Source organism: Kitasatospora sp. NPDC087314 (assembly GCF_044744365.1).
Lineage (GTDB): Bacteria > Actinomycetota > Actinomycetes > Streptomycetales > Streptomycetaceae > Kitasatospora.
The window spans coordinates 28,686-51,533 of sequence record NZ_JBIUYE010000005.1; the positions used below are offsets into that span (position 1 = coordinate 28,686).

The window sequence follows — 22,848 nt, forward strand, 5'->3', positions numbered from 1 at the left end:
AGGACTCCCGCCATGACCACCACCTCCACCGCCACCCGGGTCCTCGACCACGGGGACGGCCGCGGCCTGCAGGCGGTGCTGCTGGACATGGACGGGACGCTGGTGGACACCGAGGACTTCTGGTGGCAGGCCGAGGTGACCCTGTTCGCCGAGCTGGGCCACGCGCTGACCGACGAGGACCGGGCCCAGGTGGTCGGCGGCCCGATGACGCGGGTGATCGACTACCTGGTCGGCACCACCGGGGTGGACCTCGCCCCGGCGGACCTGACGGCGCTGATCAACCAGCGCTTCGTCGACCTGCTGGCGGGCGGCGTGCCGCTCATGCCGGGCGCCGAGCGCCTCCTCAACACCCTTGCCGCGCACGGGATCCCGGCCGCCCTGGTGTCCGCCTCGCACCGGCACGTGATCGACATCGTGCTGCGTTCGCTGGGTGCCCACCACTTCGCCTTCACGGTCGCCGGGGACGAGGTGCCGCGCACCAAGCCGCACCCGGACCCGTACCTGGAGGCGGCCCGCCGGCTGGGTGCGGAGCCGGCCCGTTGCGTGGTGATCGAGGACGCGCCGACCGGGGTGCGGGCGGCCGAGGCGGCCGGCTGTCCGGTGATCGCGGTGCCCTCGGTGGCGCCGATCGAGCCGGCCCCGGGGCGGCTGGTGCTCTCCTCGCTGGAGCAGGTCGATCTTGAACTGCTGCGCTCGCTGGTCACCTCGCGAGTGTGATTGTCATCTCATTGCGGGAGTGGCCTACTCGCCGGTAAGTGGCCCGATCCGGTCGTGGCGGAGGGCCGCCCGGGGAGAAAACGGGCATTGCCTGACAACTCGTCGGGTGCGTCGCGATGCCCCCAACGGCCGTATCCCAAACGTCATCTGCACGGGTATCGGTCGTGCGTGTTCGATATGGCACGCTACTCCAGTTCGTTCCCCTCCCTCGCGCCCTGCCACCGCCGACGACGGGCAACCCCGTCCCGCCCGCGGTCGTACGGGCGCCGGGCCCGCGCACGCCTTCCGCACCCCGGAGCGCACTCGACGCGGGCCACCGACCCCGGTCGGACAGCACCCAGAAGGACGCGCCCCGTGAAGACTTCAGCTGAACGCCTGGCAGTACTCGGCTGCGCCGGTCTTGTCGCCGTGACGGCGGCCGGCTGCGGATCGGTCACCGACGCCGTCAAGGGGGAGGGCGGCAAGGCGATCACCATGGGCACCACGCAGCTGACCGGCGTGCTGGACCCGGCCGCCGCCTACGACTCCGGCTCCTGGCTGCTGCTGCGCAACACCTTCCAGTCGCTGCTCGCCTTCCCGGCCGCCTCCAGCGCGCCGTCCCCGGACGCCGCGCAGTCCTGTGAGTTCCCCGGCGGCGACGCCACCCAGTTCCACTGCACCCTGCGGTCCGGCCTGAAGTTCTCCAACGGCCACCCGATGACCGCCGCCGACGTGGTGTTCTCGATCCAGCGCACCAAGAAGATCAACGACGAGAACGGCCCGGCGGCCCTGCTCTCCTCGATCAAGAGCGTCGAGGCCAAGGGCGACACCGAGGTGATCTTCCAGCTGGCCGCGCCCGACGCGACCCTGCCGGCCAAGCTGGCCGGTCCGGCCGGCGCCATCGTCGACCACCAGGTCTACCCGGCCGACAAGGTGGCCCCCAACGACAAGCAGGTCGGCTCCGGCCCGTACCGCTTCGACTCGATCGAGAGCATGGGCGGCGGCAACGGCACCGCCAAGCAGCTGGGCAAGGTCGTGCTGGTGCCCAACGACAAGTACAGCGGCGAAGCCAAGCTGCGGAACAGCAAGTTCACCGTGCGGTACTTCGACAAGCCCGCCGACCTGAAGACCGCGCTGGACAAGGGCGACGTCGACCTCACCGACAACAGCCTGGAGCCGAACACCGCCGCCCAGATCCACTCCGACCAGCAGGGCGGCAAGACCGACCTGCAGGTCGTCGAGGGCGACAGCAACGACACCCGCTCGCTGGTCTTCAACACCAAGGACCCGGTCGGCGGCAACCTCGCCGTCCGCCAGGCCGCCGCCCAGCTGATCGACCGCAAGGCGCTCGCCCGCGACGTCTTCGCCCGCACCGTCCAGCCGCTGTACTCGATGGTCCCGGCCGGCACCACCGGCCACACCACCGCCTTCTTCGACCGCTACGGCGACCAGGACGCCGGCAAGGCCAAGAAGATCCTCACCGACGCCAAGGTGCAGATCCCGGTCAAGCTCACCCTCTCCTGGTCGCGCTCGCGCGCCGGCAACGCCGAGCCCGACATGCTGAAGAAGCAGTTGGAGGCCGGCGGCCTGTTCCAGGTGACGGTCCAGCAGGAGCCGGACTGGGACAAGTACCGGGCGGGCTGGGCCGAGGGCCGCTACCAGGCGTACATCATCGGCTGGTTCGCCGACTACCCGGACCCCGACAACTACACCGCCCCGATGCTCGTCGACGGCGGCGCCTACCACCACGGCTGGGACGACCCGCGGATCAGCCAGAAGCTGGTGCCGGACGGCCAGAAGCAGGCCGACCGCAGCGCCGCGGCGGCCGGCTACGCCCAGATCCAGCAGATCGTCGCCGAGAACGCGCCGCTCATCCCGCTGTACCAGAACAAGGCCTTCTACGCGGCCCGTTCGTCGATCACCGGCGTCGAGTCCACCGTCGACACCACCGGCGTGTTCCGCTTCTGGGAGATCAGCCGCAGCGGCAAGTAGGGTCCCTCGACACGGCGGCCCGCCCGCTTTCCCCCAGGGTGCACGGGGGAAGCGGGCGGGCCGCCGTCACGTCCGGGACCAGCCCTACAGGGCGCCCGGGCGCACCAGCCCGCTCTCGTACGCGTACACCGCCGCCTGCACCCGGTCGCGCAGCTGGAGCTTGGTCAGCACGTGGCCGACGTGCGTCTTCACGGTGGTCTCGCTGACGAACAGCTCGGCCGCGATCTCCGCGTTCGACAGCCCGCGCGCCACCAGCTTCAGCACCTCCAGCTCGCGCTCGGTCAGCGCGCCCAGCGCCTGCGGCGGCGCCTCCTCGCCCGAGGGCAGCTTGGTGGCGTACATGTCCAGCAGTCGGCGGGTGATGCTCGGCGCCAGCATCGCCGCGCCGTCCGCCACCACCCGGATCGCCTGCACCAGCTCCTCGGCCGGGACGTCCTTCAGCAGGAAGCCGCTGGCGCCCGCGCGCAGTGCCTCCACCACGTACTCGTCCAGGTCGAAGGTGGTCAGCACCAGCACCTTGGCCGGGCCGTCCCGCCCCGGGCCGGCGATCCTGCGGGTCGCCTCGACGCCGTCCATCCTGGGCATCCGGATGTCCATCAGCACCACGTCGGGCTGCAGCGCCCGCACCTGGTCCAGCGCCTGCTGACCGTCGCCGGCCTCACCGACCACCACCAGGTCGGACTCGGCCTCCAGGATCATCCGGAAACCGGTGCGCAGCAGCGGCTGGTCGTCGACCAGCAGCACTCGGATCGTCACTAGGACTCCTTGCTCATCAGATCCCCCGTGGGATCGTCTTCGTCAGACGTACGGCTCGATGTGTCGACCTGCACGGGCAGCGGGTACGGCGGGGGAGTGCCGCCGAACTCCGGGCAGCTGGCCTGGTGGTCGCACCAGTCGCAGAGGCGGTTGCGGGTCGCCGGGAAGTCCCCGGTGGCCACCGCGTGGGTGATCCGCTCCCAGAGTGCCCGCAACTTGCGCTCCACCGCGAGCAGGTCGGCCTCGTCCGGGTCGTAGCTGACCACGTTGCCGCCCCCGCCGAGGTAGACCAGCTGGAGCCGCTTGGGGACGACGCCCTTCCAGCGCCACACCACGAGCGCGTAGAACTTCATCTGGAACATCGCCTTGCCCTCGAAGTCCCGCGAGGGCGCCCGGCCGGTCTTGTAGTCCACCAGGCGGACCTCACCGGTCGGGGCGACGTCCACCCGGTCGATGTAGCCGCGCAGCAGCAGCCCCGACTCCAGGGCCGTCTCCACGTACAGCTCGCGCTCCACCGGGTGCAGCCGGGTCGGGTCCTCCAGCCGGAACCACTGGCCGACCAGCTTCTCGGCGTCCGCCAGCCAGCGGGTGAGCGCCGCGCCGTCCGGGTCGTCCGGGAAGAGCGAGCCCAGCTCCGGGCGCTCGCCCAGCAGCCGCTCCCACTGCGGGCGCAGCAGGCCCAGCGCCTGCTCCGGCGTCCGCTCGGCCGCCGGGCTGTCGAACAGCCGCTCCAGCACCGCGTGCACCAGCGTGCCCCTGGTCGCCGCCGCGCTCGGCGGCTCGGGCAGCCGGTCGATCACCCGCAGCCGGTACAGCAGGGGACAGGTCAGGAAGTCCCCCGCACGGGACGGGGACAGGCCGGTCGGGGGCGCCGCCGGGCGCGCCGGGGCCCCGGCGGCACTGGTGGTGTCGGTCTGCTGCATGCCTACGACCCTATTGCCCTTCGCTGTCATCCCGCTGCCACGGTGCTGCCACACCGGTCGGCACAGTGGGTATGAAGCCTGACAGAGGGGCGCGCGCCGCCGGAGCGCCGCGATCACGTAGCGTGGGCGCACCGGGGCACGACGGGGCAGACGACCGAAGGGATCACGGTGAGCGACAGCAGGGGGCAGCAGACCTCCGACCAGCCACCGCAGGACGACGGCAGCCGCCCCCCGGGGCGCCCGCCCCAGCCGCCCGAGCGCGGCGGCGGCCTCCTGATGGGCCGCCCCTTCGGCGTGCCCATCTACGTCACCCCGTCCTGGTTCGTCATCGCCGCGCTGATCACCTGGGTGTTCGGCGGCCAGCTCGGCGACGTCCTGCCGGAGCTCGGCGCCGCCCGCTACCTGCTCGCGTTCTTCTTCGCGGTCGCCTTCTACGCCTCCGTCCTGGTGCACGAGCTCGCTCACACCCTGGTCGCGCTGCGCTACGGACTCGGTGTACGGCGGATCCAGCTGCAGTTCTTCGGCGGCGTCTCCGAGATCGAGAACGAGGCCGAGACCCCGTGGCGCGAGTTCTGGCTGGCCTTCGTCGGCCCGCTGCTCTCGCTGGCGCTCGGCGGCCTGTTCTACCTCGGGCTGCAGGCCGTGGAGCTCTCCACCGTGCCCGGGGTGCTGCTCACCGGGCTGATGGTCTCCAACCTGGTGGTCGCCGCGTTCAACCTGTTGCCCGGCCTGCCGCTGGACGGCGGCCGGATGCTGCGGGCGGTCGTCTGGGCGATCAGCGGCAAGGCGATGACCGGCACGGTCGCCGCCGCCTGGGTCGGCCGGGCGCTGGCCGTCGTCGTCCTGATCGGCCTGCCGCTGGTCAGCTCCGCCCGCGGGATCGAGCGCACCACGACCGACACCCTGGTGGACGCGGTGCTGGCCGCCGTCCTCGCCGCGATCATCTGGAACGGCGCCACCGGAAGCCTGCGCAACGCCCGGCTCAAGGAGGTGCTGCCCGGCCTGCGGCTGCGCGAGCTCGCCCGCCGGACCGTCGAGGTCACCGCCGACACCCCGCTCGGCGAGGCGCTGCGCCGTGCCCGCGAGGCCCAGGCCGGCGCGGTCGTGGTGGTGGACGGCCGGGGCGATCCGATCGCCATCGTCCGCGAGTCCGCCGTCCGCGGGGTGCCGGAGCACCGCCGCCCGTGGGTCGCGGTCGGCCCGCTCGCCCGCGACCTCGAACCCGGCCTGCGGCTGGACGCCGACCTCGGCGGCGAGGACCTGCTGCGCGCCGTCCAGGCCACCCCGGCCGGGGAGTACCTGGTCGTCGAGACGGACGGCCGGGTGTTCGGCGTCGTCGCGCTCACCGACATCGAGCAGCGCCTCACCGCCGCCGTCAGCGGCCGCTGACCGGGGCCTGGTCAGGCGGGCCGGTCCGCTTCCCTTAGGATTGTCCGCATGTCCGAACCGACCGGTGCCACCCGCCGACGCGGGCCCTTCCAGGTCGGGGACCAGGTCCAGCTGACCGACCCCAAGGGCCGCCACTACACGTTCACGCTCCAGGCCGGGAACCAGTTCCACACCCACAAGGGTGCGTTCCCGCACGACGAGCTGATCGGCGCCCCCGAGGGCACGGTCGTGCGCACCACGGGTAACGTCCCGTACCTTGCGCTGCGCCCCCTGCTCCCCGACTACGTCCTGTCCATGCCGCGCGGCGCCGCCGTGATCTACCCCAAGGACGCGGGGCAGATCCTGGCGATGGCCGACATCTTCGCCGGCGCCCGCGTGGTCGAGGCCGGCGTGGGCTCGGGAGCGCTCTCCACCTACCTGCTGCGCGCCGTCGGCGACACCGGCATGCTGGCCTCCTACGAGCGCCGGCAGGACTTCGCCGACATCGCCCAGAGCAACGTCGAGCGCTACTTCGGCGGGCCGCACCCGGCGTGGAAGCTCACCGTCGGCGACCTGCAGGACAATCTGGTCGAGACCGACGTCGACCGCGTCATCCTCGACATGCTCGCCCCCTGGGAGTGCCTGGACGTCGCCTCCAAGGCGCTCGTCCCCGGCGGCCTCATCTGCTGCTACGTGGCCACCACCACGCAGATGTCCAAGACCGTCGAGGCGCTGCGCGAGCACGGCACCTTCACCGAGCCGCAGGCCTGGGAGACCATGGTCCGCACCTGGCACCTGGAGGGCCTGGCCGTCCGCCCGGACCACCGGATGATCGGCCACACCGGCTTCCTGCTCACCGCCCGCCGCCTCGCCGACGGCGTCGAGCCGCCGCTGCGCCGCCGCCGCCCGGCCAAGGGCGCGTACGGCGAGGACTACGACAACGGGGGCTCCGAGCCGAGCCTGCAGGAGCGCGCCGCGGCCCGTGCCGCCGCCCGCGCCACCGAGACCGAGCAGCCCGACCTCGGCTGACCCGGATCGCTTCGCCCAGGGGTGGTACGAGCCTGCTCGTGCCACCCCTCGGCATTCCGGTCGCCGGCGTGTGGGACGATGCTCGCGCACGCAGACCAGCTCCTGGGAGCACTGGAGGGGACGCCTGGTGGAGACCGCGGTCGGGATGACGGCTGGACAGCAGACACCGCGGGGCCGCACCGGGCCCGAACCCGCGCGCACCGCCCCCTGGCACTGGGCCCTCGCCCTGGCCGGCTGCGGCGCGGTGGTGGCCGCCGCCCTCGCGGCCGCGCCGGCCACCGGCACCCCGGTGCCCGTCCGCAGCACTCCCAAGGCCCTCGCCGCAAGCGCCGCCCCCGACCCGGCCAAGGCCCAACTTCCTTTGGAATGTGGCCCGTTCCCGATCGAGACGGTCATCGGCATGCCCGCCGACTTGGGCGACGGACGGCCCGGCACGGTGGTCGCCGCGCACTGCGCGGCCGAGACCGGCACCCCACCGGACGCCGTCTACCTGCTCGGATTCGGGCCCGGCGACCACCCGGTGGTGCTGACCACGCTGCTCTCCGAACGGGAGAACCTCACCGTCGGACGGCTCGCGCTGCGCTCCGACGGCGCCATCACCGGCCACGCGCAGGGGTATTCGAGCGAGGACGTGCCGCGGTTCCGTCCCGACATCTCACTCGATCTCACCTGGACGCGCAAGGGCGGCGGCTGGGAACGCTCCCAGACCGCCGCCCCGGTCAGCCAGACCTGACGGGAGGACGCGTCAGTCCGCGTCCGGCCCGTACACCTCGACCCGGTCGGAGACCCGGCGCACGTGGATGCAGTCGCCGGGGCACTCCTTCGCCGAGTCCACCACGTCCTGAAGGATCGTCAGCGGCACCGGGGCGGTCTCCCCGGGCTGCTGGCGCAGTTCGTCGTCCGGCCCCTTCACGTAGGCGAGGCCGTCGATGTCCAGCTCGAAGACCTCGGGCGCGTACTGCGCGCAGATGCCGTCGCCGGTGCACAGATCCTGGTCGATCCACACCTCCAGCTGCTCGGCCGTCGTGGCCGTGTGCTCGGTTGCCGACATGGTCCCCTGCCGTTTCTGTCCCGGGTCGCCCTATTCCTGGGGCAATCCCGCCATTCGTACAACGATCGGACCTAGCTGAGCGGTCGCGATCGGATATCACTTCGCTCGACGATACATCTGGCCCGCTTTGGGTGGTGCGCGGTGGGTATCCCCTTAGCAGAGGGGAAGCACGCTGGGGCGAAGATCGGACACGCCCGTTCCATCTTTCTTGATCTAGGGGTTTACGGACCCCTGGTCCCAGGTAGGGTCTGGAAGCGTCCAGCTCCCCGGAGGAGGTGAGGACCGTGGCAGCCCACGATGACGACTACAACCGCAGCACCGGCAGGCCCGCTCGTGGTTCCGACGAGACCGCTCAGGTCTCGTACCTTGAGCAGGAAATCGCCGTGTTGCGCCGCAAGCTCGCCGACTCGCCGCGCAATTCGAGGATCCTCGAAGAGCGGATCGTCGAGCTCCAGACCAACCTGGCCGGTGTGACCGCCCAGAACGAACGGCTCGCCTCCACCCTGCGTGAGGCCCGCGACCAGATCGTGGCCCTCAAGGAGGAAGTGGACCGGCTGGCACAGCCCCCGGCCGGTTTCGGCACCTTCCTCGAGGCCAACGAGGACGGCACCGCCGACATCTTCACCGGGGGGCGCAAGCTCCGCGTGAACGTCAGCCCCAACGTCGCCCTCGACGAACTGCGGCGCGGTCAGGAGGTGATGCTCAACGAGGCCCTCAACATCGTGGACGCGATGGCCTTCGAGCGCATCGGCGAGATCGTCACCCTCAAGGAGATCCTGGAGGACGGCGAGCGCGCCCTGGTCGTCGGCCACACCGACGAGGAGCGGGTGGTGCGCCTCGCCGAACCGCTGCGCGAGCTCACCATCCGGGCGGGGGACGCCCTGCTGCTGGAGCCCCGCTCCGGCTACGTGTACGAGGTGGTCCCGAAGTCCGAGGTCGAGGAGCTGGTCCTCGAAGAGGTCCCGGACATCGACTACCGGCAGATCGGCGGTCTGAGCAACCAGATCGAGCTGATCCGCGACGCGGTCGAGCTGCCGTACCTGCACGCCGACCTCTTCAAGGAGTACGAGCTGCGCCCGCCCAAGGGCGTGCTGCTCTACGGCCCGCCCGGCTGCGGCAAGACGCTGATCGCCAAGGCGGTCGCCAACTCGCTGGCCAAGAAGGTCGCCGAGGTCACCGGACGCCCCCAGGGGAAGAGCTACTTCCTCAACATCAAGGGCCCCGAACTGCTCAACAAGTACGTGGGCGAGACCGAGCGGCAGATCCGCCTGGTCTTCCAGCGGGCCCGGGAGAAGGCGAGCGAGGGCACGCCCGTCATCGTCTTCTTCGACGAGATGGAGTCGCTGTTCCGCACCCGCGGTTCCGGCGTCAGCTCGGACGTGGAGAACACCATCGTCCCGCAGCTGCTCGCCGAGATCGACGGCGTGGAGGGCCTGGAGAACGTCATCGTCATCGGCGCCTCGAACCGCGAGGACATGATCGACCCGGCGATCCTGCGGCCCGGCCGCCTGGACGTCAAGATCAAGATCGAGCGCCCGGACGCCGAGGCCGCGAAGGACATCTTCTCCAAGTACCTCAAGGACTCGTTGCCCTTCCACCCGGACGACCTCAAGGAGCACGGCAGCTCCGTCGAGGCGACGGTGGAGGCGATGATCCAGGCGGTCGTGGAGCGGATGTACACCGAGACCGAGGAGAACCGCTTCCTGGAGGTCACCTACGCCAACGGCGACAAGGAGGTCCTGTACTTCAAGGACTTCAACTCCGGCGCGATGATCCAGAACATCGTCGACCGCGCGAAGAAGATGGCCATCAAGGACTTCCTCGACCACGGTCAGCGCGGACTCCGCGTCTCCCACCTGCTCGCCGCCTGCGTGGACGAGTTCAAGGAGAACGAGGACCTGCCGAACACCACCAACCCGGACGACTGGGCCCGCATCTCCGGCAAGAAGGGCGAGCGGATCGTCTTCATCCGCACGCTGGTCACCGGCAAGCAGGGCGCCGAGTCCGGCCGCTCGATCGACACTGTCGCCAACACGGGGCAGTACCTGTAAGCACGCGGTGACCGGGCCGCCCGGCGGTCCCCGGAACAGCACGCACCCCGTCCGGCTGTGGCGCCTCGCGGCCCCGCAGCCGGACGGCGCGTCTCGGGGCCCGCCCGTCGGCACCGGGTTCTAGGCTCGACCCACCGTCCGCGGGCAGACCGCCGGCGTCGGTGTTGTTTCAGCGGTACGTCGGCGTGCTCCGCCCGTGGGGGGCGGCGCACCGGGCAAGGAGGGCCGCATGACCGTACGGCGCGTGATGGGCATCGAGACCGAGTACGGGATCTCCGTGCCCGGGCACCCCAACGCCAACGCCATGCTCACCTCGTCCCAGATCGTCAACGCGTACGCGGCGGCGATGCACCGGGCGCGGCGGGCCCGCTGGGACTTCGAGGAGGAGAACCCGCTGCGTGACGCCCGGGGCTTCGACCTGGCGCGCGAGGTGGCGGACGCCAGCCAGCTGACCGACGAGGACATCGGCCTCGCCAACATCATCCTCACCAACGGGGCCCGGTTCTACGTGGACCACGCGCACCCCGAGTACAGCTCGCCGGAGGTCACCAACCCGCGCGACGCCGTGCTCTGGGACAAGGCCGGGGAACGGATCATGGCGGCCGCGGCGCAGCGCGCGCTGGAGCTGCCCAACGGGCAGAACATCCACCTGTACAAGAACAACACCGACAACAAGGGCGCCTCGTACGGCACCCACGAGAACTACCTGATGAAGCGGGCGACGCCGTTCGCCGACATCGTCCGCCACCTCACCCCGTTCTTCGTCTCCCGCCAGGTGGTCACCGGTGCCGGCCGGGTCGGCATCGGCCAGGACGGTTCGGCGCACGGCTTCCAGATCAGCCAGCGGGCCGACTACTTCGAGGTCGAGGTCGGCCTGGAGACCACGCTCAAGCGCCCGATCATCAACACCCGGGACGAGCCGCACGCCGACGCGGAGAAGTACCGCCGGCTGCACGTGATCATCGGGGACGCCAACCTCTCCGAGATCTCCACCTACCTCAAGCTGGGCACCACCTCGCTGGTCCTGTCGATGATCGAGGACTCCTTCATCGCCGCCGACCTCGCCGTCGACCAGCCGGTGCGCACCCTGCACCGGGTCTCCCACGACCCCACGCTCAAGCACCTGATCACCCTGCGCAACGGGCGCAAGCTCACTGCCGTCCAGCTCCAGCTGGAGTACTTCGAGCTGGCCCGCAAGTACGTCGAGGACCGCTTCGGCAACGACGCGGACGAGCAGACGACGGACGTGCTGGCCCGCTGGGAGGACGTCCTCGGCCGGCTGGAGCGCGATCCGATGTCGCTCTCCAAACAGCTGGACTGGATCGCCAAGCGGGAGATCCTGGAGGGCTACCGCAGCCGGGACGCCCTGGGGTGGGAGAACCCGAGGCTGCACCTGGTCGACCTCCAGTACAGCGACGTACGGCCCGAGAAGGGCCTCTACAACCGCCTGGTGGCCCGTGGCCGGTTCGAGCGGCTGGTGACCGAGGAGGAGGTCGAGCGGGCCGTCTCCAAGCCCCCGGAGGACACCAGGGCGTACTTCCGCGGGCGCTGTCTGGAGCAGTACGCCGACCACGTCGCGGCGGCCTCCTGGGACTCGGTGATCTTCGACCTGCCGGGCCGGGACTCCTTGCAGCGGGTGCCCACGCTGGAGCCGCTGCGCGGCACCCGCAACCACGTCAAGGAGCTGCTGGACCGCTGCCGCACCGCGGAGGACCTGCTCCGGGTCCTCTCCGGCGGGTAACTTTTCGATCACCATGGGTGAACGTCCGCCGAATGGGAATCATCCGGGGTGGCAGCGGGTGTTGGACAGGAAGCGCCACCGGCAAACCGGGAGCGGTAGTCGCACCTTGTGTATAGGGTCGATGCAGCAAGCAACGACCAAACCGTGCCAGACGAATCGAGCGGGGTGAGGGAAATGGCGAGCAAGGACACCGGCGGCGGCCAGCAGCGGGCAAACCGGTCCTCCGAGGAGGTCGAGGAGCAGGCCGCGGAAACCCAGAATTCCGACGACCTCAAGGAGCGCCAGGAAAAGCTGAGCGACGACGTCGACGCGGTGCTGGACGAAATCGACGAAGTACTCGAGTCGAACGCCGAGGATTTCGTCCGGGGATTCGTGCAGAAGGGCGGGCAATAGCCCGTCGCCGGTATTCGGGAATTCACGGTCGCGACCGTCGGGGCGGCTGGGTGGCGAGGGCCGCCCGGCCGCCCGGCACCGGCCCCCTCCACGCGTGGACAGTGATCGTCGGGCGGGTAGGGTGCGGGCAGCGCGAGCTTCAAGCTACCTGGAAGGAATCGTGTGGAAGCCAACACTCGTGGCACCGGGCGTCTACCGGCTGCCTTCCTGACCCCGGGGTCCTCCTCGTTCCTGGACTTCCTCGCCGAGCACAGGCCGGAGCTGATCCCCGGCCACCGCGGGTTCCCCGAGGGTGCCGTGGTCGAGGCCCCGCACGGGACCACCATCGTGGCCGCGGTGTTCGACGGCGGTGTGGTGATCGCCGGTGACCGCCGGGCGACGATGGGCAACGTGATCGCCCAGCGCGACATCGAGAAGGTGTTCCCGGCCGACGAGTACAGCGCGGTCGGCATCGCCGGCACCGCCGGCCTCGCGGTCGAGATGGTCCGGCTGTTCCAGCTGGAGCTGGAGCACTACGAGAAGATCGAGGGCGCCGTGCTCTCCCTGGAGGGCAAGGCCAACCGGCTCACCAGCATGATCCGGGGCAACCTGGGCATGGCGATGCAGGGCCTCGCGGTCGTCCCGATGTTCGCCGGCTACGACCTGGACCTCGGCCGCGGCCGGATCTTCAACTACGACGTCACCGGCGGGCGCTCCGAGGAGCGCGGCTTCGCCGCCACCGGTTCGGGTTCGGTGTTCGCCCGCGGCTCGATGAAGAAGCTCTACCGCGACGACCTGACGGCCGAACAGGCCTCGACCCTGGTCATCCAGGCGCTCTACGACGCGGCCGACGACGACTCCGCCACCGGCGGCCCGGACCTCGCCCGCAAGATCTTCCCGATCGTCTCGCTGATCACCGAGGACGGCTTCCGCCGGCTCACCGACGCGGAGGTCGCCGAGATCGCGGTCTCGATCACCGACCAGCGTCTCTCCCACCCCAACGGCCCGCAGGCCCCGCTGCTCTAGCCGTCACCTCACAGGAAAGGGACGACCGCCGGTGTCGACACCGTTCTACGTCTCGCCCCAGCAGGCCATGGCGGACCGCGCGGAGTACGCCCGCAAGGGCATCGCGCGCGGCCGCAGCGTGGTCGTGCTCACCTACGCCGACGGCATCGTCTTCGTCGCCGAGAACACCTCCAGAGCGCTCCACAAGGTCTCCGAGATCTACGACAAGATCGCCTTCGCGGCGGTCGGCCGGTACAACGAGTTCGAGAACCTGCGCATCGGCGGCGTCCGCTACGCCGACCTGCGCGGCTACTCCTACGACCGGGCCGACGTCACCGCCCGAGGCCTGGCCAACGTCTACGCCCAGACCCTCGGCACCATCTTCTCCTCGGTCGGCGAGAAGCCCTACGAGGTCGAGCTGATCGTGGCCGAGGTCGGCCGCACCGCGGACGAGGACCAGATCTACCGCCTCACCCCGGACGGCTCGATCGTCGACGAGAAGAACTACGTCGTGGTCGGCGGCAACGCCGACTCGATCGGCAACTACCTGGGCCAGCGCCACCGCGCCGGGATGAGCCTCACCGAGGTGGTCCGGGCCGCCGTGGACTCGCTCGCCCGCGACCCCAACGGCGGCAGCCCGCGCACCCTCACCCCGGAGCAGCTGGAGGTCGCGGTCCTCGACCGCCAGCGCTTCCAGCAGCGCAAGTTCAAGCGCATCCTGGGAAACCAGCTCGCCCGGCTGCTCGACGGAGACCAGTCCGCGGAGTCGGACGACGAGGACAACCCGGCGGACACCGCGCCGGAGTAGCAGTGCCTGCGGAGTCCCGTACGGCGGCCGGACGGAGGCCGTACGGGGCTCCGGTGCCCCTGCGGCGGCCCAGTCGTCGTGGAGGCGGTTTCGGACAGCTCCGACCAGATAGGAGTGCTCATGGACCGCCGGATTTTCGGGCTGGAGAACGAGTACGGCGTGACCTGCACGTTCCGCGGTCAGCGGCGGCTGTCGCCGGACGAGGTGGCGCGGTACCTGTTCCGCCGCGTCGTCTCCTGGGGCCGCAGCAGCAACGTCTTCCTGCGCAACGGTGCCAGGCTGTACCTCGACGTCGGCTCCCACCCCGAGTACGCCACCCCCGAGTGCGACGACGTGATCGAGCTGGTGACGCACGACAAGGCGGGCGAGCGCATCCTCGAAGGGCTCCTGGTGGACGCCGAGCGGCGGCTGCACGAGGAGGGCATCGCGGGCGACGTCTACCTGTTCAAGAACAACACCGACTCGGCCGGCAACTCCTACGGCTGCCACGAGAACTACCTGGTGGCCCGGCACGGGGAGTTCTCCCGGCTGGCGGACGTGCTGATCCCCTTCCTGGTGACCCGGCAGTTGATCTGCGGCGCCGGCAAGGTGCTGCAGACCCCGCGCGGCGCGGTCTACTGCGTCAGCCAGCGCGCCGAGCACATCTGGGAGGGCGTCAGCTCCGCCACCACCCGCTCGCGCCCGATCATCAACACCCGCGACGAGCCGCACGCGGACGCCGAGCGCTACCGCCGGCTGCACGTCATCGTCGGCGACTCCAACATGTCCGAGACCACGACGCTGCTCAAGGTCGGCGCCACCGACCTGGTGCTGCGGCTGATCGAGGCCGGCGTGGTGATGCGCGACCTCACCCTGGAGAACCCGATCCGGGCGATCCGCGAGGTCAGCCACGACCTCACCGGCACCCACCAGGTGCGGCTCGCCAACGGGCGCGAGGCCAGCGCGCTGGACATCCAGGAGGAGTACTACACCAAGGCGTTGGAGTTCGCCGACCGCAAGGGCATCAACACCGGCACCATCGCCCGGGTGCTCGACCTGTGGGGCCGGACCCTGGAGGCCGTCCGCACCGAGAACCTGGACGGGGTGGCCACCGAGATCGACTGGATCATGAAGTACAAGCTCATCGAGCGCTACCGCGAGAAGCACCAGATGAGCATGTCCAACCCCCGGGTGGCCCAGATCGACCTCGCGTACCACGACATCCACCGCCGGCGCGGGCTGTTCTACCTGCTCCAGGGCAAGGGCCAGGCGCAGCGGGTGACCACCGACCTCAAGACCTTCGAGGCCAAGTCGATCCCGCCGCAGACCACCCGGGCCCGGCTGCGCGGGGACTTCATCCGGCGGGCGCAGGAGCAGCGCCGGGACTTCACGGTGGACTGGGTGCACCTGAAGCTGAACGACCAGGCGCAGCGGACGGTGCTCTGCAAGGACCCGTTCCGCTCGGTGGACGAGCGGGTGGAGAAGCTCATCGCCGGGATGTGATCCGCGGCGCCCTCGGGTTTGTGATCAAGGCGGTGTCCGGCCCCGGTGGTGTCTACCGGGGCCGGACACCGTCCGGGCATACGCTGTCCGTCGAGTCAGGAGAGCCGACCTCGAACGACAGTTAGGACCCCCGTGCGCCGCACCGCCGGTTTGCTTTTCACCCTGCCGTTGCTGCTGGCGGTCGCCTGCAGCAGTTCGCCCAAGGCGGCCGGCCCGGCGACTCCGTCCGCGCCGAGCGCGCCTCCGACGGTGCCCGCGCCGGTCGGCGAGGCGTCGCCGATGCCCGTGCTCTCGGGGGGCGGGTTCGGCAGCAAGGCCACCATCACCCTCCCCGAGGGCCAGCCCAGCGGCCAGTTCGTGGTGAACACCGTCAGCGAGGGCGACCGGCCGGCGGTCAACAAGGGCGACTGGGTGACGGTCAACTACACGGCGAAGGACTGGACCACCGGCAAGGACCTGCCCAGCTCGTACGACCCGAGCGGGAAGCCGCAGCTCTACCAGGCGGGCAGCGGGCAGCTGGTGCCGGCGCTGGACCAGAGCGTGATCGGCAAGAAGGTCGGCAGTCGGCTGCTGGTGGTGGCCCCGCCGACGGCGGCCTTCGGCGAGCAGGGCAGCACCCAGCTCGGCGTCAGCAAGGGCGACACCGTGGTGTTCGTCCTGGACATCATGGAGAGCCTGCCGCAGGACTCCACGCTGAGCGGCGCCATGACCCAGCCGCCGGCGAACCTGCCGCAGGTCAAGGACAACGGCAAGGCCCCGGTGACGATCACCGTCCCGGCCGGGCAGGCCGCGCCCACCGACCTCCAGCAGGCGGTGCTCATCAAGGGCGAGGGCAAGCAGGTCAAGACCGGGCAGACCCTGGTGGTGCAGTACACCGGGGTGCTCTGGAACAACGGCCAGCAGTTCGACGCCTCCTGGACGCACGGCGGCGCGCAGGCGGTGCAGATCGGCACCGGCAGTGTGATCGAGGGCTGGGACAAGGGGCTGGTCGGCCAGACCGTCGGCAGCCGGATCCAGCTCGTGGTGCCGCCCGGGCTCGGCTACAAGGACCAGGCTCAGGGCTCGGTGCCGCCCAACTCCACGCTGGTCTTCGTGATCGACATTCTGGAAGCGGTCTAGGAAGTCACCCAGGGGATTCCGTACGCTTGGGCGGACGCTCGTACAACGAAGCGTCCGCCCTCATCCTGAGCTGTCATACTGCCCTCGCACTGTGGCAGGCGCCGCCCGGCGCCAAGGCCGGGGCGGATGGTGCGACGGCAGGCCGGCGCTCAGCACGCCGGTCGCAGACCTGGAAGACCTCGTGGCGAGATGGATGGGGAGTCATGACTGAGAAGACGCCGAGCCCGGGCGGGGCCGGTACCGCGGCGAACGACAGCTCTGCGGGTGACCCGGCCGCCTCGCGTCCCGGCGGCCCGCTTCCGGGGGACGGTGAGTCGATCGTCGTCCCGCCGTCGATCCTGAAGCAGCAGGCCGGCTGGGCGCAGCCCGGCCAGCAGCCGCGTGCCACGGGCGGGACCAAGACCGACGACACCCCGCAGATCTTCGCCTCCACCGTGCGCCGGGGCGACACCTCGGAGGCCGGGTACGACGAGAACCCGCCCGGGGTGGGCCGACTGGGCGTGATCCTCGGCACGGTGCTGGCCGTACTGCTGGCCGGCAGCGCCGTGACGCTGTACCTGGTGAACAAGGACGGCTCCACGTCGGACACCGCCGCGAAGCCGGACGCGGCCAAGTCCGCGCCGCCCACTCCGACCGCCGACCCGGTGCCGCCGATCAAGGACAGCGCCAAGGTGCTGCCGACGGTCGCCGGCGACTTCGGCAAGAAGGCCGAGATCCAGGTGCCGGGCGAGGCGTCCGACGGCAGCTTCGTGGTCAAGGTGCTGTCCGAGGGCACCGGCCCCAAGGTGGACAAGAACTCCTGGACCTCGGTGGACTACACCGCCAAGGACTGGAACACCGGCAAGGACATCCCGAGCTCGTACGACAACAACGGCAAGCCGCAGATCTTCCAGGCCGGCACGGACGCGCTGATCCCGGCGCTGGACCAGGCCGTGGTCGGGAAGAAGGCCGGCAGCCGGATCCTGGTGGTGGCCCCGCCGGCCGCCGCGTTCGGCTCCCAGGGCAAGTCCGACATGTCGATCGGGCCCAAGGACGACCTGATCTTCGTGATCGACATCCGCAACTCCAGCGCGCCCGACGCCGTGGTGAGCGGTACCGTCACGCCGCCGCCGGCGGGCTTCCCGCAGGTCAAGGACAACGGCAAGAAGCCGGCCGAGATCACCCCGGTGTCCGGCGCGGCCGACCCGACCGAGCTGAAGACGCACGTCCTGATCCAGGGCACCGGGCCGAAGGTGGAGAAGGGCGAGAAGGTCGTCGTCCAGTACACCGGCGCGCTGTTCAAGGACGGCAAGGTGTTCGACTCCTCGCTCAGCAAGGGCCAGGCGTTCTCCTTCCCGGTCGGCGGCGGTCAGGTCATCCAGGGCTGGGACCAGGGCCTGGTGGGCCAGACCGTCGGCAGCCGGGTGGAGCTGGTGATCCCGGCCGCGCTGGCCTACGGCGACAAGGGCCAGGGCGACATCCCGCCGAACGCGCCGCTGGTGTTCGTGGTGGACATCCTGGACGCCGGTCAGGGCTGATCCACTTTCGGGTGACAATGGTGTGCGTGTGACCTTCGGGTCCGGCCGCGTGGCCGGACCCGTACGGGCGGCGGGCGCCCGTACCGTGGTCCGGGAACGGACCGGGGTGCGGGCGTCCGCCGCTTGGTCGTGACCGCAAGCGAATACGAGAAGCACGAGAAGAGGGACTGTGAGCCTCAACGAGAAGCCCGAGATCGACTTCCCGGGCGGTGACGCTCCGGCGGAGCTGCAGATCCGCGACATCGTCGTCGGTGACGGGGCCGAGGCCAAGCCGGGTCAGAACGTCAAGGTCCGCTACGTCGGCGTGACCTTCGAGACCGGCGAGGAGTTCGACGCCAGCTGGAACCGGACCCCGAACGAGTTCGCGTTCCCGCTGGGCGCGGGCCGGGTCATCAAGGGCTGGGACCAGGGCGTCGCCGGCATGAAGGTCGGCGGCCGCCGCGAGCTGGTCATCCCGCCGCACCTGGGCTACGGCAACCAGTCGCCGACCCCGCTCATCCCGGCGGGCTCGACCCTGATCTTCGTGGTCGACCTGCTGGGCGTCTGAGCCTGCTGTCGTGGGGGGGGGCCCCCCCCGGGGGGGGGGCCCCGCCGGGGGGGGGGGGGGGGGGGGGGGGGGCCGCCGGTGGAGTGGGTTACACTGAACGGGAAGGGGGGGACCCCCCGGGGCCTCCCCCACCCCCCCCCCCCCCGCGGGGGGGGGGGGGGGCGGGGGGGGGGGGGGGGGGGCGCGGGGGGGGGGGGCGGGGGGGGGGGGGGGGGCCCCCCCCCCGGGGGGGGCCCCCCCCCACGGCCGTGTCCTGAGGAGCAGGTGCCGGACGCCGCTTTTGCAGTGCGTACCGCTACCGGTACGGTCGGTCCCGCCGGGTGACGACTACCCGGCGGCGCACCCCGCGCACGGCGCGGCACACCGGAAGGGTCAGCGATGGCGATCGCCAAGGCAGAGCGGCTGATGAATCTCGCCCTGTGCCTGATGAACACCAGGCGTCCGCTCTCCAAGAAGGAGCTGCGGGAATCCATCGAGGCGTATCGCGAAGCCTGGCAGAACAGCAGCGAGGACGCCTTCAACCGGATGTTCGAGCGGGACAAGGACGACCTGCGCGAACTCGGCCTGGTGATCGACGTGGACGAGAACGCCCTGGACGGCGAACTCGGCTACCTGGCCCGCGCCGACCGCAACCGGCTGCCCGAGATCGCGCTGGACGCCGAGGAGGCGGCCGCGTTGACCCTGGCCGCCCGGGTCTGGCAGCAGGCCAAGATGTCCGGCGCGGCCAGCGGCGCGCTGCAGAAGCTGCGCGCGGCCGGGGTGCCGTTCGCCGAGCCCGAGGGCCGGACCGCCCTGGAGCCGCGCATCCCCGCCCGGGAGGCCGCGTTCGAGCCGCTGCTCACCGCCGCCCGGGACCGCCGAGCGGTCGGCTTCGAGTACCGCAAGGCCGGCGCCGCCGCCGTCGAACTGCGCAGCGTCGAGCCGTGGGCACTGGAGTGCTGGCGCGGGCACTGGTACCTGGCGGGGTGGGACCGAGACCGCGGCGACGCCCGGGTGTTCCGGCTCAGCCGGATCATCGGCAAGGTCCGGGCCAAGTCCGGCGCGTTCCTCGGCACCGTGCCCGAGCACGTGGACGTCCGCGCCACCGTCGCGAAGTTCGCCGGTGAGGGCGCCACCGCCACCGCCTCCGTCCGGGTCCGCCGGGGGGCGGGCTTCCCGCTGCGCACCAAGGCGCTGAGCAGCTCGCGGGTGGACGAGGACTGGGACGAACTGGAGATCCCGTACGGCAACGGGCTGGGCGCCGACCTCGCGGAGTTCGGGCCGGACGTGCTGGTGGTCGGCCCCGAGGAGCTGCGGGCCGACGTGATCGACCGGCTGCGGGCCGTCGCAGGGCTGAGTGAAGGAGTGCGGGCGTGAGCAACGCGATCGACCAGACCAGGCGGATGCTGTCGCTGGTCACCTACCTGCGCGAGCGCCCCGGCGCCGAGGTGGCCGAGGTGGCCCGCGCCTTCGGGATCTCCGAGCGCGAGCTGATCGGGGACCTCAACGTGCTGCCGATGTGCGGCACCAGCTTCCGCGGCGGCGACCTGCTCGACATCGACACCGACGGCGAGCGGATCTGGTGGCACAACGTCGACGACGTGGCCCAGCCGCTGCGCCTGGCCGCCGACGAGGCCACCGCGCTGCTGGTCGCCGCCCGTGCGGTGGCCGGCCTGCCCGGCCTGCGGGCGGGCGACCGCGAGGCGCTCACCCGGGCCGTCGTCAAGATCGAGAACGCGGCCGGCGAGAGCGCCGCCGGCAGCGCCCGGGTCGGCGTGACCTTCGAGGCGGAGGGCCACGTGTTCGCGGACATCGACCGCGCGCTCAGCGAGGGGCGCCGGCTGTGGCTGCGCTACTACTCGCACGGGCGCGGTGGGATGACCGAGCGCGAGGTCGACCCGATCCGGCTGCTCACCGAGGGCCACACCTACCTCGAGGCCTGGTGCCGCACCTCCGAGGACCACCGGATGTTCCGGCTGGACCGGGTCGCCGAGATCCGGGTGCTGGACGTCCCGGCCGACCCGCCCCGGCGCGAGCCGCGCGACCTGAGCGGAGGGCTGGTCAACCCGTCCGCGGACGACCCCGAGGTGGTCGTCGAGGTGTCCTCCGGTGGGCGCTGGGTGGCCGAGTACTACACCCACGACCGGGCCGAGGAACTGCCCGACGGCGGACTGCGGATCACCCTGCGCAGCGCCGACCCCTCCCAGCTGCGCCCGCTGGCGCTGCGGCTGGGCCGGGACGGCCGGATCGTCTCGCCGCCCGAGCTGGCCGGACAGGCCCGCGCGGCCGCCCTGGAGGCGCTGGCCGCCTACGGGGAGCCGACGGTCGGCGGGGAGCGGCAGGTCTGATCGGTGGAGCCCGGGACCAGATTCAAGGTGTACTGCTCCGAGTGCCGGGAGAAGGTCGAGCTCCCGGCCGAGGAGTTCCGGCTGACCCTCGGCCGCACCCCGGCCCAGGCGTACTACAGCTTCGGCTGTCCGCTCTGCGGGGCGCCGGTGCGCAAGCCGGCCGGGGAGAAGATCGTCGCGGCGCTCACCGGTGCCGGGGTCCGCACCATGCGGCTCGTCCCGGCCGAGGGGTAGCGCACCCGGCCGGAGCCGCAGGTGGGCCCGTATAGGGTGGGGCGCATGTCCTGGATGCTCGTCGCCGCCGTCCTGCTCGCCACCGCGGGCCTGCTGGTCCTCGGGGCACTCGCGATCCGGCTCTGGCTGGACGTGCGGGCGCTGGCCGAGGGCGTGGACGCGGCCTCGCGGGCGCTGGCCGAGGCGGCGGGGGACCTGGCCTCGGCCGTGCCCGGCCGGTAGGGCCGGTCCGGTAGCACAGTGGGGCCGTCGGTGGGACGGGGCTGCTGCCGGGAGGCCCGGGCGGGTTACGCTCTCAGGTGGCTCCTGCACTGCTTCTGGCGAACGGGGGTCGCTGTCCTGTTAGGGGGACCGTCGTCGTGGCGTCATCCGCAGCGGTTACCATCCGCGGCGGGCGGCCCGACGGGTCGCCATGAGTGAAGGTGGTCGCGCATGCGTATCTCGATGACCGCGATCGTGGTGGTCGTGGTTTTCGCCGTCCTGCTGTTCGGCGCGAAGCGGCTGCCCGATCTGGCGCGTTCGCTCGGGAAGTCGATGCGGATCCTGAAGAGCGAGGCCAGGGCGATGCGCTCGGACGGCGCCGAGGAGGGCGACGCCGCGACGCCGCCCCCGGCGGCGCAGGTCGACGGTGGTCCGGCGACGACCGCGGCCAGGACCATCCAGGCCGCTCCGGGTGCGTCGGGCACGGCCCGTCCGGTGGCCGAGCCCACCGCCGGGCCGTCCGCGCCCGACGGCGACCGCCCGCACTGAGCGCGGTGCACGTGACGAACGCGACCACGGAGGCCCGTCGACCGGCGGGCCTCGACGCACGAGTTGAGGACCGGGGTTGAGCAAGCTCTCCAAGGCGTCGAAGGCGTCCAAGGATCCTGAGGGGCGGATGGCCCTCGCCGACCACCTGCGGGAACTGCGCAACCGCGTGGTCAAGTCGGTCCTGGCGATCGTGGTGATCACGATCATCGCGGCGATCTACCACAAGAAGATCGAGGACTTCCTGCTCACGCCGCTGCCGCACTGCACGCCGGACACCGCCGACCAGTACCACGGCAAGTGCGCCCAGGTCTCCAACATCGGTCTGACCGCCGGTTTCACCTGGATGCTCAAGGTGTCGCTGACGGCCGGTGTGGTCGCGACCGTGCCGATCTGGCTCTACCAGGTCTGGGCCTTCGTGGCGCCCGGTCTGCACAAGCACGAGAAGAAGTACGCGGTCATCTTCATGGCCGCCGGGGCACCGCTCTTCCTGGCCGGTGTGGGCTGCGCCATCCTGGTGCTGCCGACCACCGTCGACGTGCTGATCTCGTTCACCCCGAACCACACCACGCCGATCCTGCCGCCCGAGGACTACCTCGACATCGCCACCCGGATGGTGCTGGTCTTCGGCCTGGCCTTCGAGTTCCCGTTGCTGCTCGTGATGCTGAACATGGTCGGCATGGTCACCGGCAAGCGGCTGCTCGGCTGGTGGCGCGGCATGGTCATGGGCATCACGGTCTTCGCGGCCTTCGCGACGCCGAGTGCCGATCCGGTGAGCATGCTCGTCCTGGCCGCGCCGATCTGGGCGCTCTACTTCATCGCGGTGGCCATCGCGTTGTTCAACGACAAGCGCAAGCTCCGCCGGAACCCCGATGCCGGGCTGAGCGACGAGGAGGCCTCGCAGCTGGACCTCTCGGTGCAGCCGGTGGCCGGTGCGGAGATGGTCGAGGCCTCGACCGCGCCGGCGGCCGGAGCCCCGGTGCCGGCCACCCGCCACGAGCAGATCGACGACATCACCTGAGCCGCTAGCGCATCGTGAGGACGTGTGCCACACGCCCGGAGCCCCGGCCCGCCGCCCGACGC

The 22,848-nt window shown here is 71.2% G+C and carries 23 protein-coding genes; 20 read left to right on the forward strand and 3 right to left on the reverse strand.

Annotated elements, in window-relative coordinates; all coding sequences use genetic code 11:
- Window positions 1-12 precede the first annotated feature (12 nt).
- Entirely contained in the window at window positions 13-717 is a 705-nt protein-coding gene (locus ACIO5E_RS11975) for an HAD family hydrolase (RefSeq protein ID WP_400666336.1), read from the forward strand.
- Window positions 718-1,071: 354 nt separating this feature from the next.
- On the forward strand, window positions 1,072-2,688 hold the full coding sequence (locus ACIO5E_RS11980) for an ABC transporter substrate-binding protein (protein ID WP_400666338.1): 1,617 nt from the start codon (window positions 1,072-1,074) through the stop codon (window positions 2,686-2,688).
- A gap of 84 nt (window positions 2,689-2,772) precedes the next feature.
- Here the strand turns inward: ACIO5E_RS11980 and ACIO5E_RS11985 are convergent, their stop codons facing one another.
- Both ACIO5E_RS11985 and ACIO5E_RS11990 read right to left on the reverse strand, forming a co-directional pair.
- Window positions 2,773-3,444: a response regulator transcription factor gene (locus ACIO5E_RS11985; protein WP_280681821.1), complete on the reverse strand. Its 672-nt coding sequence runs from the start codon at window positions 3,442-3,444 to the stop codon at window positions 2,773-2,775.
- Window positions 3,444-4,367, reverse strand: coding sequence for a RecB family exonuclease (locus ACIO5E_RS11990; protein ID WP_400666340.1), 924 nt, complete (start codon window positions 4,365-4,367; stop codon window positions 3,444-3,446). The genes ACIO5E_RS11985 and ACIO5E_RS11990 overlap by 1 nt, the downstream gene beginning before the upstream one ends.
- 168 nt (window positions 4,368-4,535) lie before the next feature.
- Here ACIO5E_RS11990 and ACIO5E_RS11995 point away from each other — a divergent pair, with 168 nt between their 5' ends.
- The 3 genes from ACIO5E_RS11995 to ACIO5E_RS12005 all read left to right on the forward strand — a co-directional run bounded on the left by ACIO5E_RS11995 (window position 4,536) and on the right by ACIO5E_RS12005 (window position 7,497).
- The gene (locus tag ACIO5E_RS11995) at window positions 4,536-5,756 is read left to right on the forward strand and encodes a site-2 protease family protein (RefSeq protein WP_400666342.1); all 1,221 of its coding nucleotides are present in this window, start codon (window positions 4,536-4,538) and stop codon (window positions 5,754-5,756) included.
- A gap of 48 nt (window positions 5,757-5,804) precedes the next feature.
- The gene (locus tag ACIO5E_RS12000) at window positions 5,805-6,764 is read left to right on the forward strand and encodes a tRNA (adenine-N1)-methyltransferase (protein ID WP_280681815.1); all 960 of its coding nucleotides are present in this window, start codon (window positions 5,805-5,807) and stop codon (window positions 6,762-6,764) included.
- Between the two features lie 127 nt (window positions 6,765-6,891).
- Complete coding sequence (locus ACIO5E_RS12005; protein WP_400666345.1) at window positions 6,892-7,497, forward strand: hypothetical protein; 606 nt, start codon at window positions 6,892-6,894, stop codon at window positions 7,495-7,497.
- A gap of 12 nt (window positions 7,498-7,509) precedes the next feature.
- On the opposite strand, the gene ACIO5E_RS12010 is transcribed toward ACIO5E_RS12005, so the two are convergent.
- A complete protein-coding gene (locus ACIO5E_RS12010) occupies window positions 7,510-7,815 on the reverse strand; it encodes a ferredoxin (protein WP_400666348.1) in 306 nt (101 codons plus the stop codon).
- A 284-nt stretch (window positions 7,816-8,099) separates the two neighbouring features.
- Here ACIO5E_RS12010 and arc point away from each other — a divergent pair, with 284 nt between their 5' ends.
- The 15 genes from arc to tatC all read left to right on the forward strand — a co-directional run bounded on the left by arc (window position 8,100) and on the right by tatC (window position 22,786).
- Window positions 8,100-9,866 (forward strand): proteasome ATPase, encoded by a 1,767-nt coding sequence (gene arc / locus ACIO5E_RS12015; RefSeq protein WP_280681809.1) that lies wholly within the window; start codon window positions 8,100-8,102, stop codon window positions 9,864-9,866.
- A 229-nt stretch (window positions 9,867-10,095) separates the two neighbouring features.
- Entirely contained in the window at window positions 10,096-11,607 is a 1,512-nt protein-coding gene (dop, locus tag ACIO5E_RS12020; protein ID WP_280681807.1) for a depupylase/deamidase Dop, read from the forward strand.
- Window positions 11,608-11,781: 174 nt separating this feature from the next.
- On the forward strand, window positions 11,782-12,000 hold the full coding sequence (locus ACIO5E_RS12025; RefSeq protein ID WP_031069167.1) for a ubiquitin-like protein Pup: 219 nt from the start codon (window positions 11,782-11,784) through the stop codon (window positions 11,998-12,000).
- 162 nt (window positions 12,001-12,162) lie between these two features.
- Window positions 12,163-13,005: a proteasome subunit beta gene (gene prcB / locus ACIO5E_RS12030; protein ID WP_400666352.1), complete on the forward strand. Its 843-nt coding sequence runs from the start codon at window positions 12,163-12,165 to the stop codon at window positions 13,003-13,005.
- Between the two features lie 31 nt (window positions 13,006-13,036).
- On the forward strand, window positions 13,037-13,792 hold the full coding sequence (gene prcA / locus ACIO5E_RS12035; protein ID WP_400666354.1) for a proteasome subunit alpha: 756 nt from the start codon (window positions 13,037-13,039) through the stop codon (window positions 13,790-13,792).
- 120 nt (window positions 13,793-13,912) lie between these two features.
- Complete coding sequence (gene pafA, locus ACIO5E_RS12040; protein WP_280681800.1) at window positions 13,913-15,274, forward strand: Pup--protein ligase; 1,362 nt, start codon at window positions 13,913-13,915, stop codon at window positions 15,272-15,274.
- Window positions 15,275-15,406: 132 nt separating this feature from the next.
- A complete protein-coding gene (locus ACIO5E_RS12045; protein WP_400666356.1) occupies window positions 15,407-16,393 on the forward strand; it encodes an FKBP-type peptidyl-prolyl cis-trans isomerase in 987 nt (328 codons plus the stop codon).
- 203 nt (window positions 16,394-16,596) lie between these two features.
- The gene (locus ACIO5E_RS12050) at window positions 16,597-17,910 is read left to right on the forward strand and encodes an FKBP-type peptidyl-prolyl cis-trans isomerase (RefSeq protein WP_400666358.1); all 1,314 of its coding nucleotides are present in this window, start codon (window positions 16,597-16,599) and stop codon (window positions 17,908-17,910) included.
- Window positions 17,911-18,079: 169 nt separating this feature from the next.
- Window positions 18,080-18,457 (forward strand): FKBP-type peptidyl-prolyl cis-trans isomerase, encoded by a 378-nt coding sequence (locus ACIO5E_RS12055; protein WP_280681794.1) that lies wholly within the window; start codon window positions 18,080-18,082, stop codon window positions 18,455-18,457.
- A gap of 378 nt (window positions 18,458-18,835) precedes the next feature.
- Window positions 18,836-19,813, forward strand: a complete 978-nt coding sequence (locus tag ACIO5E_RS12060) for a helix-turn-helix transcriptional regulator (protein WP_400666361.1) — start codon at window positions 18,836-18,838, stop codon at window positions 19,811-19,813.
- A gap of 26 nt (window positions 19,814-19,839) precedes the next feature.
- Window positions 19,840-20,784: a WYL domain-containing protein gene (locus ACIO5E_RS12065; RefSeq protein WP_280681883.1), complete on the forward strand. Its 945-nt coding sequence runs from the start codon at window positions 19,840-19,842 to the stop codon at window positions 20,782-20,784.
- Window positions 20,785-20,787: 3 nt separating this feature from the next.
- Complete coding sequence (locus ACIO5E_RS12070; protein ID WP_400666363.1) at window positions 20,788-21,018, forward strand: hypothetical protein; 231 nt, start codon at window positions 20,788-20,790, stop codon at window positions 21,016-21,018.
- Between the two features lie 45 nt (window positions 21,019-21,063).
- Window positions 21,064-21,240: a hypothetical protein gene (locus ACIO5E_RS12075; protein ID WP_400666366.1), complete on the forward strand. Its 177-nt coding sequence runs from the start codon at window positions 21,064-21,066 to the stop codon at window positions 21,238-21,240.
- 210 nt (window positions 21,241-21,450) lie between these two features.
- A complete protein-coding gene (tatA, locus tag ACIO5E_RS12080; RefSeq protein ID WP_280681789.1) occupies window positions 21,451-21,768 on the forward strand; it encodes a Sec-independent protein translocase subunit TatA in 318 nt (105 codons plus the stop codon).
- Between the two features lie 127 nt (window positions 21,769-21,895).
- Window positions 21,896-22,786, forward strand: coding sequence for a twin-arginine translocase subunit TatC (gene tatC, locus ACIO5E_RS12085; protein WP_400667061.1), 891 nt, complete (start codon window positions 21,896-21,898; stop codon window positions 22,784-22,786).
- Window positions 22,787-22,848: the final 62 nt, after the last annotated feature.